Annotated in this window: 15 protein-coding genes, 1 tRNA gene and 2 pseudogenes; 9 read left to right on the top strand and 9 right to left on the bottom strand. The window is 44.7% G+C overall.

Features of this window, described 5'->3' with window-relative positions:
- Positions 1-15: 15 nt before the first annotated feature.
- The 8 genes from IM475_RS22290 to petJ form a co-directional block, all read right to left on the bottom strand.
- Positions 16-894 carry an IS982 family transposase gene (locus tag IM475_RS22290; protein ID WP_002804497.1) on the bottom strand — a complete coding sequence of 293 codons (879 nt, stop codon included), beginning with the start codon at positions 892-894 and terminating at the stop codon, positions 16-18.
- Between the two features lie 33 nt (positions 895-927).
- Complete coding sequence (locus tag IM475_RS23235) at positions 928-1,068, bottom strand: type II toxin-antitoxin system HicA family toxin (RefSeq protein ID WP_502865933.1); 141 nt, start codon at positions 1,066-1,068, stop codon at positions 928-930.
- Positions 1,065-1,256, bottom strand: a complete 192-nt coding sequence (locus tag IM475_RS22285; protein ID WP_002800870.1) for a type II toxin-antitoxin system HicB family antitoxin — start codon at positions 1,254-1,256, stop codon at positions 1,065-1,067. The genes IM475_RS23235 and IM475_RS22285 overlap by 4 nt, the downstream gene beginning before the upstream one ends.
- A gap of 270 nt (positions 1,257-1,526) precedes the next feature.
- Complete coding sequence (locus IM475_RS22280) at positions 1,527-2,840, bottom strand: tetratricopeptide repeat protein (RefSeq protein ID WP_287729162.1); 1,314 nt, start codon at positions 2,838-2,840, stop codon at positions 1,527-1,529.
- 351 nt (positions 2,841-3,191) lie between these two features.
- Complete coding sequence (locus IM475_RS22275; protein WP_002796344.1) at positions 3,192-3,335, bottom strand: putative toxin-antitoxin system toxin component, PIN family; 144 nt, start codon at positions 3,333-3,335, stop codon at positions 3,192-3,194.
- On the bottom strand, positions 3,332-3,601 hold the full coding sequence (locus IM475_RS22270; RefSeq protein WP_002796343.1) for a hypothetical protein: 270 nt from the start codon (positions 3,599-3,601) through the stop codon (positions 3,332-3,334). The genes IM475_RS22275 and IM475_RS22270 overlap by 4 nt, the downstream gene beginning before the upstream one ends.
- A gap of 401 nt (positions 3,602-4,002) precedes the next feature.
- Positions 4,003-5,682, bottom strand: coding sequence for a DUF3352 domain-containing protein (locus IM475_RS22265; RefSeq protein WP_106908806.1), 1,680 nt, complete (start codon positions 5,680-5,682; stop codon positions 4,003-4,005).
- A gap of 116 nt (positions 5,683-5,798) precedes the next feature.
- Positions 5,799-6,119, bottom strand: a complete 321-nt coding sequence (gene petJ / locus IM475_RS22260) for a cytochrome c6 PetJ (protein WP_002732729.1) — start codon at positions 6,117-6,119, stop codon at positions 5,799-5,801.
- Positions 6,120-6,311: 192 nt separating this feature from the next.
- Between petJ and petE the strand changes: the two genes are divergently transcribed.
- The 3 genes from petE (at position 6,312) to IM475_RS22245 (ending at position 8,810) form a co-directional block, all read left to right on the top strand.
- Entirely contained in the window at positions 6,312-6,689 is a 378-nt protein-coding gene (gene petE, locus IM475_RS22255) for a plastocyanin (protein WP_287729161.1), read from the top strand.
- Between the two features lie 236 nt (positions 6,690-6,925).
- Positions 6,926-8,653 carry a succinate dehydrogenase/fumarate reductase flavoprotein subunit gene (locus IM475_RS22250; RefSeq protein WP_149976363.1) on the top strand — a complete coding sequence of 576 codons (1,728 nt, stop codon included), beginning with the start codon at positions 6,926-6,928 and terminating at the stop codon, positions 8,651-8,653.
- An 83-nt stretch (positions 8,654-8,736) separates the two neighbouring features.
- Positions 8,737-8,810 (top strand) — tRNA-Met (locus IM475_RS22245).
- Between the two features lie 36 nt (positions 8,811-8,846).
- On the opposite strand, the gene IM475_RS22240 is transcribed toward IM475_RS22245, so the two are convergent.
- Positions 8,847-8,993, bottom strand: a complete 147-nt coding sequence (locus IM475_RS22240; protein ID WP_287729159.1) for a TauD/TfdA family dioxygenase — start codon at positions 8,991-8,993, stop codon at positions 8,847-8,849.
- A 23-nt stretch (positions 8,994-9,016) separates the two neighbouring features.
- Between IM475_RS22240 and IM475_RS22235 the strand changes: the two are divergent.
- The 6 genes and pseudogenes from IM475_RS22235 to IM475_RS22210 all read left to right on the top strand — a co-directional run.
- Positions 9,017-9,145: pseudogene (locus tag IM475_RS22235) on the top strand (DUF3782 domain-containing protein); the annotation flags it as partial.
- 154 nt (positions 9,146-9,299) lie between these two features.
- Complete coding sequence (locus tag IM475_RS22230) at positions 9,300-9,746, top strand: hypothetical protein (protein WP_185237948.1); 447 nt, start codon at positions 9,300-9,302, stop codon at positions 9,744-9,746.
- Positions 9,747-9,785: 39 nt separating this feature from the next.
- Positions 9,786-11,852: pseudogene (locus tag IM475_RS22225) on the top strand (tetratricopeptide repeat protein); the annotation flags it as partial.
- Positions 11,853-11,933: 81 nt separating this feature from the next.
- Complete coding sequence (locus IM475_RS22220; RefSeq protein ID WP_002800859.1) at positions 11,934-12,167, top strand: hypothetical protein; 234 nt, start codon at positions 11,934-11,936, stop codon at positions 12,165-12,167.
- Between the two features lie 6 nt (positions 12,168-12,173).
- Positions 12,174-12,431, top strand: a complete 258-nt coding sequence (locus tag IM475_RS22215; protein ID WP_149107933.1) for a type II toxin-antitoxin system RelE family toxin — start codon at positions 12,174-12,176, stop codon at positions 12,429-12,431.
- Complete coding sequence (locus tag IM475_RS22210; RefSeq protein WP_287729158.1) at positions 12,418-12,642, top strand: hypothetical protein; 225 nt, start codon at positions 12,418-12,420, stop codon at positions 12,640-12,642. Before IM475_RS22215 ends, IM475_RS22210 begins: the two co-directional genes overlap by 14 nt.
- Positions 12,643-12,654: the final 12 nt, after the last annotated feature.

Genomic DNA, 12,654 nt, shown 5'->3' with positions numbered 1-12,654 from the left:
TAACCCCAGTTCGGGTTAAGCAGCGGGGGGTAAAGCCCATTCCATCTTCAAGGAGGGTTTTTTCGGCTGGTGACAGTAAGCAATCAAACCACAGAGAAGATTAACGCAAAAATTAACAGGGCTGCGGTGGCGGGAATGTTCAATCTGAGAGATGTTCTTGAGTTGGTCAATAATAGTCTCGACAATAGAACGCTTACGGGATAAAAGCTTGTCATAAAGGCGGATTAAGCGATTTTTCATGTTCCGCTTGGGTTTAGCAAAAAACTCAATACCAAAATCTTTGAGCAGTTCCTCCCCCAGGGATTGAGAGACATAACCTCGGTCAGCAAAAACTTTGCCAAACAAGGATTGTAGCAATTTGTTCACGGGTTTGCGGTCGTCCACATTGCCGGGGGTAAGGTGAACGTTGAGCAATTCTCCTTCCTCGTTCACCACTAAATGCAGTTTAAAGCCAAAAAACCAGTCCACAGAGGTTTTTCCCCGTGCGGCTAAATTGTCAAACACCCGATGACTACTGATGCGGCGATTATGGCAGACCTGAATTTTGGTGGCATCGACAAAGCTAATCCCCGTGCAACGACCAAAACAATGCTTCAAGTAAACGCATAAGGGGATGAGAGTCGAGGGTATCCATTCGATAAAACGTTGATAGCTAGGCAGTTGAGGGAACTCTTGTCGCCAGTAGACACAAACATGATCGAGGTAGAAATGTTTAAAATTACGGTAGTGGTTTTGATGGAAAGCGATCAGGATGGTCATAATTTCGCTTAAAGTCAAGATTTTGCCACGTTTACGAGCTTTATTATCGGCTGAAAGCCTTGTCTGTTCTAATTTAGGTTCAAATACACGGCAGAAGTCGTCGACATGACAGAAAAGAGCTTCTAGACTAGACATAGATGGGTTGGGGGTGCTGAGTTTATATATTTTTCAGCTTACTAGCCCCCGCCTTTTCTTTCCTCCCTTATCCCGAACTGACGTTGGATTATGGTAAATATCATGTTTTCCTCCACGTCTAATCAAGTAGCAGCCAGCTTGCTCCAATTGTGCAATTAAATCATGTCTTTTCATGCGAATTCAAACTCTGCAACTCTCTTGATTCCGGGGATTTCTTCCGTAGTAAATGTTCTGTAGAGATCGATCAGGTTTTCGATTAATTCTTCTAAGTCAACACCTTGGGTCCAATGATCGGGAAATTCATTCAAATAGCCCAAGAACATCCCATCTGATTCTTTCCAATATGTATATGGAATCCTCATGGTGAAATCCTCATTCTGCGTTGCTAACGATATTAAGTTGACCCCTATTATAACGGAATTGCTCTCAAGCCACGATCAGCTTTATTATCAGGGTTGGCAGCGAGATTGCCGCCTGACACTTCGTTAATGCAGCCGACAAAATTTGCGATCGCCGATTCCGACGGATTGAGGTGTTGGCTGTTGGGTTTCCCTTTCCCCTAAAATTGAGAGGTTTTCTTTAACCCATTGATTCGCTCAACCCCACCGACGGACTCAACCCAAGAAAAAGGACTAGACCGCGCCTAATAGCCGTAGGATTTCCATAACCTTTTCATATAACGCCGCGTTTCCTTGCTGGCGGAACAGTTCGGCGGCTTGTCGGAAATCTCTGATCGCTTTTTCCCTTTCTTGTCGAGAGTAATAAAGAACCCCCCGATTGGCGTAAGCCATTGCGTCTCGGGGATTAATGTTGAGCGCCTGATTGTAATCGGACAGGGCGAGGTCGGGTTTTCCCTGTTCGTCGTAAAGAAACCCCCGATTGAGGTAAGCCTCGGCCAATCGGGGATCAATGTTGAGCGCCTGATTGTAATCGGACAGGGCGAGGTCGGGTTTTCCCTGTCCGTAGTAAAGAAACCCCCGATTGTTGTAAGCATTGGCGTATCGGGGATTAATGTTGAGCGCCTGATTGTAATCGGACAGGGCGAGGCCTGGTTTCCCCTGTTGTTGGTAAAGATTCCCCCGATTGAGGTAAGCCTCCGCGTATCGGGGATTAATATTGATCGCCTGATTGTAATCGAACAGGGCGAGGCCTGGTTTCCCCTGTTCTTTGTAAAGATTCCCCCGATTGTAGTAAGCCATTGCGTCTCGGGGATTAATGTTGAGCGCCTGATTGTAATCGGACAGGGCGAGGTCGGGTTTCCCCTGTTCTTTGTAAAGAACCCCCCGATTGAGGTAAGCCTCGGCCAATCGAGGATTAATGTTGATCGCCTGATTGTAATCGGACAGGGCGAGGTCGGGTTTCCCCTGTTCGTAGTAAAGAAGCCCGCGACCGTTGTAAGCTTCGGCCAATCGGGGATTAATGTTGAGCGCCTGATTGAAATCGGACAGGGCGAGGTCGGGTTTCTCCTGTTGTTCGTAAAGAAGCCCGCGATTGCTGTAAGCCAGAGCTAATCGGGGATTAATGTTGAGCGCCTGATTGAAATCGGACAGGGCGAGGTCGGGTTTCCCCTGTTCGGCGTAAAGAAACCCGCGATTGTTGTAAGCTTCGGCCAATCGGGGATTAATGTTGATCGCCTGATTGTAATCGGACAGGGCGAGGTCGGGTTTCTCCTGTTGTTCGTAAAGAAACCCGCGATTGAGGTAAGCCTCGGCGTATCGGGGATCAATGTTGATCGCTTTGGTAAATTCAGCGAGGGCGAGATCGTATTTTTCCTGTTGGATGTAGCCAACTCCCCGGTTATAGTGGCCGATCGCGTCTTGATTGTTCCCTTGAGCGATCCGGGTTTCGGCTGGTTGTCGGCCCTCTAGCGCCATGACGGGGCGAACAGTCGCGAGGGTGGAAAGGCTGATTAGGCTGACGGTGGTAAGAAGGGCAAAGGATTTCATGGCTAGTTCCTCGGTGGGGATGGTTTTAAATTCTACTTAGGGTTGGCTGAATATCGGTGTAAATCCTGCTAAAAAAGGTTTTTGGGCTAAAAAAGCCTAAAAATATTATCCAACAAGGTTTTTAGATTTATTCAGCAACCCCTACTTAATTCATAGGCTGCTTTTTTGGGAATATGCAGAATAGGCTTTTTTTGTCTAAAAAGCACTAGGCTACTACTATCTAAAGTAATTAGAAAGTAGTAAGAGCGATCACTTTTTTTTAAATCCTACAGTAATCCTAGCAATTATTGTCGGTCAAACTTATCTTTTCTCTTGGTGTAAATCGTCAATTAATTACCTTACTCCTCTTCTCTACTCATTAAAGTAGCGACTAAGAAATTCTTGGGGAGTAATGATTGTAATTCTTTGATTTTTAGCTAATTTAAGGATTTTACCCGGAACTCCTCCCCACAACAATCCTGAAATCCAAACATTGACATCTACAACAACTTTCATGAGTTGGCGCGTCTAATTTGGCGAGCTTCTTTAATCATCTGGCTAATCTCAGCTAGAGTCGGTTGATTGGGGTCTGGTTCCATTGCTTCTAGTCGCTCAAAGAATTGCTCTAGATTGACTTTATCTTGATGAACTTTTTTGAGAATGATGGAGTCTTCCGTCAGGGAAATCATGTATTTATCTCCTGGGTTGAGGCGGGTTTGAACTTCAGGAGGAAGTTCGAGGTTTCCTTCTCGATTGATTTGTATGAGTAGCTCTTTGGTCATCGGCTTCAAAATAAACTTTATTAGCTTTAGCTGTTAAACAGACTTTATAAATAATCTGATCAAGTTAATTATATATATTTTAGCGAATTTTTCAAGCTAGGGCTTGCTACCTTGGAATCTAATCTGGGAATTGATGACCCTCAGCGATTCGCGTCTGGAGAGGTAATGTTTCTCCCTCTACATTTATACTACCCCAGGAGAGTCCTTCCACAGAATCAATACCACTGGCTACTTGATAACGGATCCGGAACGGTTATTAGCGACGCTTGAGGGAAACCCAACCACACCAATGTCGTCAAGAATGTTGGGTTTACCTCAAACCATTGAATCAAGCAGTTTTCTCCTAATTATTAAATCGCTCAACCAAACCTACAAGCTTCTATCTGATAACTGATAACTGATTAAGACTTCACTCCCAAGTTAAAGAAAATCGTTCCCCGACGCACAGAATTTTCACTACCTTGGCTGCTAATAGTAAGAGAACGTAGATTATTAAATAAAGGCTTAATCGACAATTCTAACACCCGCACGATCGGGAATTTTGCCTCGATTACCGGTTGCAATTGTCGCCAATCGACGTAAAAATAACCATCATTTTCTGCGGGTAAAGCAGTAATCGCCTGTCGAAACTTACCACTACTTAAGATGGGGTTTTTCTGTGCAGATAAAGCTAAACCCATCGCTTCCACAGAACTAGCGATAATTTCATAATTATCGACCCTAGTATGCACTCCCGTCACGAGCGTCTCTAGTTGAGCTTTTCCTCCCGGGACCGCCGTGGTTAACTTTGTCCAAGCTGTCACCGTTCGATCGAGTAAAGGCAGATTAACCACATTATAGCCGCGACTGCGGGCCAACTCATCCAAATGCTCGATCGCACTGTCCACCTCTACCCCCATCACCCGTTCCCCTAGAAAAACACTATCGGGTTCCATCCCCTTTGAACTAGGCACGAGAGCGAGGCTATATTCGCCTCTAACCCAGCTAAAAACGTCTTCAGGCAAATTTAAACCTAAAGGCGACTGGAAGCGGTTTAAGACCTGTGTTATTAATTCCTGTAGGGGACTATCTGCTTCTAACCCCTCCTCCACCTGAGTCCAAAAACGATTTAAATCGCGACTAGCGGCGACTAAAAGGCTATTTTCGCCGATAAAAGATAATGCTCCCACGGGACTAGATAAAATTGGTGCTTGGTCATCCTGTCCTAAGACTCCAATTAAGGCGGTTTGAGCGACTATTCCCCCGGATTTGAGGGTAAAAGCCGTGGCTAATCGTTGTTTTGCTTCGGGACTCTCCGGGACGGGTTGATTAGCGATCCAAGCCGATAACGGGGGTAAATTGCCGTAAACTATAGCTATACGCGGTTCGGTGATATTTTTGAGAGCTTCTCGGTAATCAGGGCTATTTTTTAGGTTTAAATCCGGTACTTGCACGTTATTAAGGGCCTCGCGCAAAACCTTGATATTATTGGCAAAAAGCACCGTATCACCGACGACGGCACTAGCGAGAAAACGATTATTATCTCCTGCGGTCAAGGGACGTTGATAAATGAGGTTAACTCCCTTGTAGAGTTCAAAAACAAGGTCAAATTTGCCCGAAACCGCCTGTTTTGAGTAGGAAGCTTGCAGAAATTCCTTAGCGCGTTCACCATCTTTACTTTGAATTGCCAAAAGATAACCCGGTTGGATACCATTATCGGTATCGCGATCGAAATCTAGGGAAGTAACAGCGAGGGTAATTTCTTCCCCTAACCAAGGTTTGATTTCCTTTTGATAATTTAATCCCGTTTTACCGAGCAGACTTTTTTCTAAATCCTTAATTTCTTGGTGGGAACGTCGTCGATTAGCCGGTGTAGCGATTAATTGACCAAAAGACTCTAAACGTTCGGGATTGACCAACAAGGATACCATAACCGGGGCCTGTTTCGGCACAAAAATCGCCGCCGCCGGTTCCCGCAGCACCCCACCTTTGAGCAAAGACAGAGGACTATCGGCGAGAATCCAAGCAAAACTGGCTGTAGCGACTCCTAGGAGAATGATTACCGTCGCACCTAAAATATAGAAAAACGATCGCAATTTCACAACCTTGCCCCGAGATGAACCATTAGCTATTTTAAGCCAGCAAATGACCCAAGAATTTCGATCGCTACAATTCTTACCAGACTGACAACGGATAACTCGCCACCGATAACTAACTTTTACCAGCCTTTTTCCGCTTGAGCGAGGACATAGTTAGCTACAGCTTCGATATCTTCAGCGCTGAGACGACCACCGAAAGCGGGCATCGCCCCCATACCTTTGGTAACTTGGGTAACGATAGCTTCAACGGAATCTTTGCCGTATTTAACTAAATCTTCTTTTTTCAGGGTTTTAGCGGCATTAACCACGTTTTTACCGCCCATGTGGCAGGAAGCGCAGTTAGCACTGAAAATCGAAGCCCCATCAGCTAAAGCCGGACGAGCCATACCGAATGTAACCACAGCCAAGAGCAAGCACAGGGAAATTAATAGTCTTTTCACGATTGGTTCTCCTCTATTTCTTAAGAAATTCCCCAACCATGGTCAGAAAAAACCGGTTTTCTTGTCAAAAGACAAGCTGTCAAACTTGGTGTAGAATGAATCAATGGGACAGTTAAAAGCAAACTTTTACTTTTTTGTCAAAAGACAGGCTGTCAAACTTGTCATCTTCCCTCGTGTAAAGGATTAACAAGCATGAAAAAATTAGGTTTATTGGTCGCTACCCTGGTGCTAGTCCTCTCTAGCTTCTTCTTCAACACTGCCGCCGCTTCCGCGGAAACCTTCACGGTTAAGATGGGCGGTGATGCAGGTACACTACAATTTGATCCCCCCGCCCTCACTATTAAAGCAGGAGATACGGTGAAATGGGTCAATAACAAACTTTCTCCCCATAACATAGTTTTCGATAGCACCAAGGTTCCCGAAGCCCAAGCCAGCAAATTATCCCATAAAGGTCTGGCTTTTTCCGCCGGTGAGTCCTTTGAAAGCACTTTCAGCGAACCGGGTACTTACACCTACTACTGCGAACCCCATCGCGGCGCCGGTATGGTCGGAACGATTACCGTTCAGTAATTATCCGATTTTAGCCAAAAATAACTCGCGGTTAACTGCCGCGGGTTGTTTTTTTGGGAATTATGAATTATGAATTATGAATTGGGAAGAATAAATAAAAATAGTCTCCTGACGACCGGCTACTGTCTCCTGTCTCCTGTCTCCTATCTCCTGAAATATAAAGTCTCGGTTACAAAACTGACTTGCGAGCAATTCTCACCCCACCATAGAAACAGAAGCCCCTAGAAAAATCAGCCATGAAAGAACACGATGTCGTTATAGTGGGCGGTGGGTTAGCAGGATGCCGCGCCGCCTTAGAAATCAAACGCCTCAACCCGACTATCGATGTTGCTGTCGTTGCCAAAACCCACCCGATTCGTTCCCACTCCGTCGCCGCCCAGGGAGGTATCGCCGCCGCCCTGCAAAACGTTGACCCCAAAGATAATCCCAAGGCCCACGCCTACGATACCGTCAAAGGTTCCGATTTTCTGGCTGACCAGGATGCAGTGGATATTCTCACCCAAGAAGCCCCCGAAGTTATCATCGAATTGGAACATCTAGGCGTGTTATTCTCCCGTCTCGAAGATGGACGCATTGCCCAAAGAGCCTTTGGCGGTCACAGCCATAACCGGGCCTGTTACGCCGCCGATAAAACCGGTCACGCCATGCTGCACGAATTAGTCAGCAATTTAGGCCGTAATCAGGTAAAAATCTACGATGAATGGTATGTTTTGCGCCTTATCCTCGAAGAAGGTACGGCTAAAGGGGTAGTAATGTACCAAATCGCCACCGGACAGTTAGAAATCCTTCGGGCAAAAGCAATTATGTTCGGGACCGGGGGCTATGGTCGCGTTTATAACACCACCTCCAACGATTTCGCCTGTACGGGAGACGGTTTAGCTTTATCGGCAAAAGCGGGTATTCCCCTAGAAGACATGGAATTTGTCCAATTTCACCCCACTGGACTCTATCCCGTCGGTGTTTTAATCTCGGAAGCGGTCCGGGGTGAAGGTGCTTATTTAATCAATAGCGAAGGTCGTCGTTTTATGGAAGACTACGCCCCCTCGCGCATGGAATTGGCACCCCGGGACATCACTTCCCGGGCCATTACCCTAGAAATTCGCGCCGGCCGGGGGGTAAATCTGGACGGTAGCGCCGGGGGTCCCTTTGTCTATCTGGATTTACGCCATTTAGGCCGGGAAAAAATTATGAGTCGCATTCCCTTCTGTTGGGAGGAGGCCCACCGTCTCGTCGGTGTCGATGCGGTAGAGGAACCGATGCCTGTACGTCCTACAGTTCACTATTGTATGGGCGGCATTCCCGTTAATACCGATGGTCGCGTTCGCTTAAGTGCCGATACCCTCAGCGAAGGCTTTTTCTCCGCCGGGGAATGTTCCTGCGTCTCTGTTCACGGGGCCAATCGTTTGGGCAGTAATTCCCTGTTAGAATGTGTGGTCTATGGGAGAAGAACCGGCAAATCGATCGCTAAATACGTCGAAAAACGCGCTTTTCCCGTCTTTAATCCCGATATTTACCTTCAGGATGCCAAAGAGGAAATCACCGCTTTATTGACCAAAAAAGGCACGATTCGCATCGGTCAACTACGTCAGCAATTCCAAGACTGTATGACCCAACATTGCGGCGTTTTTCGCACGGAAGCGACCATGCGCGAGGGAATTAAACAAATCGGCGAATTAAAGCGCAAATACGAGCAGATTTACCTGGATGATAGGGGGGATTGCTGGAATACGGAACTAATCGAGGCCTGGGAATTACAAAGTCTCATGGTGGTGGGGGAAATTATCCTCACCTCTGCCCTCAATCGTCAAGAAAGCCGAGGGGCCCATTCCCGCGAAGATTTTCCCCAACGGGATGACCAAAATTTCCTTCAGCATACCCTCGCCTATTATTCCCCCTCGGGCATCGATATCGACTATATGCCCGTGGTGATTCAGGATTTCACCCCCGTGGAACGTAAGTATTAACCTCTGGTCTGACGGTAAATGTAAAGGAATATTACAAACTCCTTGGCATTTACCGAGATTTAGTTCTATACTAGATAAAGCAACGCGGGATAGAGCAGTCTGGTAGCTCGTCGGGCTCATAACCCGAAGGTCAGTGGTTCAAATCCGCTTCCCGCCATTACTAATAAAGCCGGTAGTTAACCCCCATTTCCCGTTAGGGAACATCGAACATTACCCGTTCAAGAGAGCGATTGGGGTCAATGTAGGATTGGCGAGAATGGAGACAACTATAATTATCCATGATCAGGATCTGTTCTGCTTTTAAATAGAGCGGAACGTGACAGGCTTCAAACAGTGCCATTTACAAACTGTTTGAAAGAAAAAGCGGGGATTGAAATCGACCACGGCATAGATAGTTATACTTATCGGCGCGGTTTATTTGTGATGAAGCAATCAGGAGAAACGGTTAAAATCATCAACGATGTTCAGTTTCAGCCTGTGGGTTTTGCTTAACTAACAATGGGCGTATTAAAATTAGTTATTCCTTTGGAATCGAGAACAATCAAATAAATGCGATCACCGATTCATTGATACGGCGGTTTAAGCAAACGTTATTCTTTTTTGGGAAAAACTGTATCATTAGAAAAAAATCAAGAGGTTTTTGTTGATGGAACCACTCTTAGTGACTTTGATAACTTGGGCCACGAATATTGCTCCCTTGGCTGGTGCTGCTATTGCCACAGGTTTTTTAGGCAAGACTGGGGAAAATCTTAACGATTCCTTGTTGGCGACACTGCAACGCAAATTTCCTACCTCGCCAACCTTAAAGTTATTAACCGCAGGCAAAGCACCTGAAGTTGAGCAAGCCGTCATTGACTTGGAACCTGTATTAGCTGATTCGGAAGTTACAGAATTATTAACGGAAATGCGGGCGTTGATGAGCAGTAACCAGGAATTAGCCGCTAAGTTAGCCGCAACGGAAAAACAGATTCGCAATACTCAAATTAACAAGGATCAATCCCAGGGTTATCAATTCAACAAAAATGTTGAAGCTAAATTTTTGGGGGGAAACCATAACCATTACTATCCCAGTGACAATAACAAAGAGCATTAGCTGGAGTCGTCTGGTAGGGAACAGACAAAGTTAGCCCCAACGCAATCAGCAACCCTAAATACCACACCTCCGCCAGTAGATGAATGGCAGGGACGACAGGATGAAATCAAGGAACTACAAACCGCCCTCAGCAATGACAAAGTACGCTTAATCGGGATAACCGCCGCAGGAGGCTATGGGAAATCGGCTTTAGCGGTGAAGTTCAAAGAGAAGTTAAACCCTCATTGGCGGGTGTTATGGGTTAGTTTTAGGGAGCGTTATTCAGTAGCGCAATTTGGCCGCTGGTTATTAGAAAATTTGGAGCAACCCTACGATGAAAAATGGAACGATGAGACGTTAATTCAGCAGATGATACGGGGACTGATTACCTCACCTTGTCTGTTGATTCTCGACAACTTAGAAACAGTAGTTCAGACGGCGGGAGATTCAGTTTATAGGCAATTTTTGAGCCGTTGGTTGGGGTCGGGAAACCAGAGTAAAATCCTGATTACCAGTCGGGAACAGCCGAGTTTTGTAGCCAATTTAACGCGGCGTTGTCATTGGTTGCGCCTGGGGGGATTAGCAGCAGCGGACGCAATCGAGTTGGTGAGGGTCAATTACGGTTTGACAGGAACTAATCAAGAATTAGCCGAATTTGTCCACAAGATGGGACGACATCCTCTCTTAATGCAACTGGTTTGTAGTTGGATGAGTGATGAATTTGGAGAAGGGGTTTCTGTCACCGAGTCGCAAAATTTGGGCTTAAATCTGTTTGATGTGGAAGGGTATCACCGCGACACGGAAACCTGTGTCAGAGAAGTGATTACCGCCAGTTTAGCGCGATTATCGAAAGAATTTAGGGAGAGTTTAACGCGGTTATCTGTATTGCGCAAGAGTTTTGATTTAGGGTTAGCGCAGGCATTAACCCCAGAAATAACTGACCAAGATTTACGACATTTTGCTCGTTTATCCTTATTACAAGAATTTCCCCCCGAATACAATGTAAAACAGCGACAGTTTCAGTTTTTGCCTTTAATATCAATGGTGGTGCAAGATCAAGCAAATCCTGAAATATTGCGATCCGCCCATCAATTAGCCTTAGATTATTATTTAGCTCATTTACCTGTCCCTCCCTGGGAATCCTTGGAAGATTTGAAGGAATATTTAGAGGCGTTTTACCATGCAGGGGAATTGGGAGAATGGCAGTTAGCATACAATATTTTGAATGAGGAAAGAGGCGGAGAAGAGAAAGATAAATTGGTTAATAGGTTTTTAGATTTACAAGGATTTTATCGTAAGCAAGCAGAACTTTATGAGCAAATTATTGCAGGGAGTCAACGGGAACAAGTTTGTTATCGTAACTCGTTAAGTTATTTGGGAAGTTGTTATTGTTCCTTGGGACAGTACGAAAAAGCGATCGCCTATCACCGGCAATGTCTCGACATCAGTAAGAAAATAGAAGATTGGCAAGGGGTGGCAACTTCTCTATGTGGTTTAGGCATTTGTTATAAGTCCTTGGGGCAGTATGAAAAAGCAATTTCCTATCACCAGAAATTTCACGACATCAGTGAAGCAATGAGCGATTGGAAAGGGGTGGCAATTTCTCTCGGGAATTTAGGCAATTGTTATTATGACCTAGTACAGTATGAAAAAGCGATCGACCTCTACCAGCAATATCACGACATCAGTGAAAAAATCAGATTTCGGCAAGGGGTGGCAATTTCTCTCGGTAATCTAAGCAATTGTTATAATTGCTTGGGACAGTATGAAAAAGCGATCGCCTATCACCAGCAATCTCTCGACATCAGTGAAAAAATCGGCGATGAGCAAGGGGTAGCATCTTCTCTACATACTATAGGGAGTATATTGCTCAAACTAGAAAACTACAGCGAAGCAGAAAGAAAAATTCAAGCATCCTTAGTAATTTCTCAAGCTATTGATCATAAATATTTAATCGCCTATAGTTTAAGAGTCCTTGCGAAAATTGCCCACCAAACTAATCGCCCTGAACTTGCCCTCAGTCATTGCCAAGAAGCGCTTGAATTATGCCAAGAACTGGGGATTCCCTTGGTTAAAGATTGTGAGGAATTGTTAGGGCAAATTCAGGTTACATTAGAAGGAGATTAGAAATCCTTGATCACCTATACCAACCATGAAAATTAAAGCAATTCTAAAAATTTAACTTTTTATCCAAATAGGAGAAATTTCATGAGTACCACCATCAATCTTAAAATTACGTTTGAATCTCTAACTGAAGCGATTAAATCCCTTGACTTAACGCAAAAACAACAATTATTAGAAATACTAGAACAACAAATTTTTCAAGCAGAAGAAACTTCCTATCAAGACGACGAGGAAACCTTAGCAGAACTTCAACAAGTTCGGGATGAATATCAATCAGGCGACTATGTGACCCTTGAACAATACTTGAGCAAGGATTAAATCACAATGGATTATAGTATTAAAATCTCTAAATCTGTACAAAAACAGATTGATAACTTACCTAATCCCATCAAAAGTCGTATTCTTGAAAAAATCAAAGATTTATCAATAGAACCGCGTCCCTCTGGTGTAGTTAAATTAAAAAATTCTGATTATGAATACCGTTTGCGTGTTGGTGACTATCGAGTTCGCTATGAAATTGATGACCCAAAACAGGCAATACTCATCTTGCAATGTAAACATCGAAGAGATGTCTATCGCTAATAATTTAGAAACATTGCGCTACTTCAAATCCAAATTGGTGTTTCTCGCCGAAATCGCTCACAAAACCAATCGCCCTGAACTTGCCCTCAACTACTGCCAACAAGCGCTTGAATTATGCCAAGAACTGGGGATTCCCTTGGTTAAAGATTGTGAGGAACTGTTAGGGCAAATTCAGGGAAACTTAGGAGATTCAGACAATAACTTAAAGTAAACCTGAGAAAAT

It is taken from the genome of Microcystis sp. M061S2, assembly GCF_020245605.1.
Lineage (GTDB): Bacteria > Cyanobacteriota > Cyanobacteriia > Cyanobacteriales > Microcystaceae > Microcystis.
Note: the sequence above shows the minus strand (reverse complement) of the source record. Positions and strands in the feature narration are given on the sequence as shown.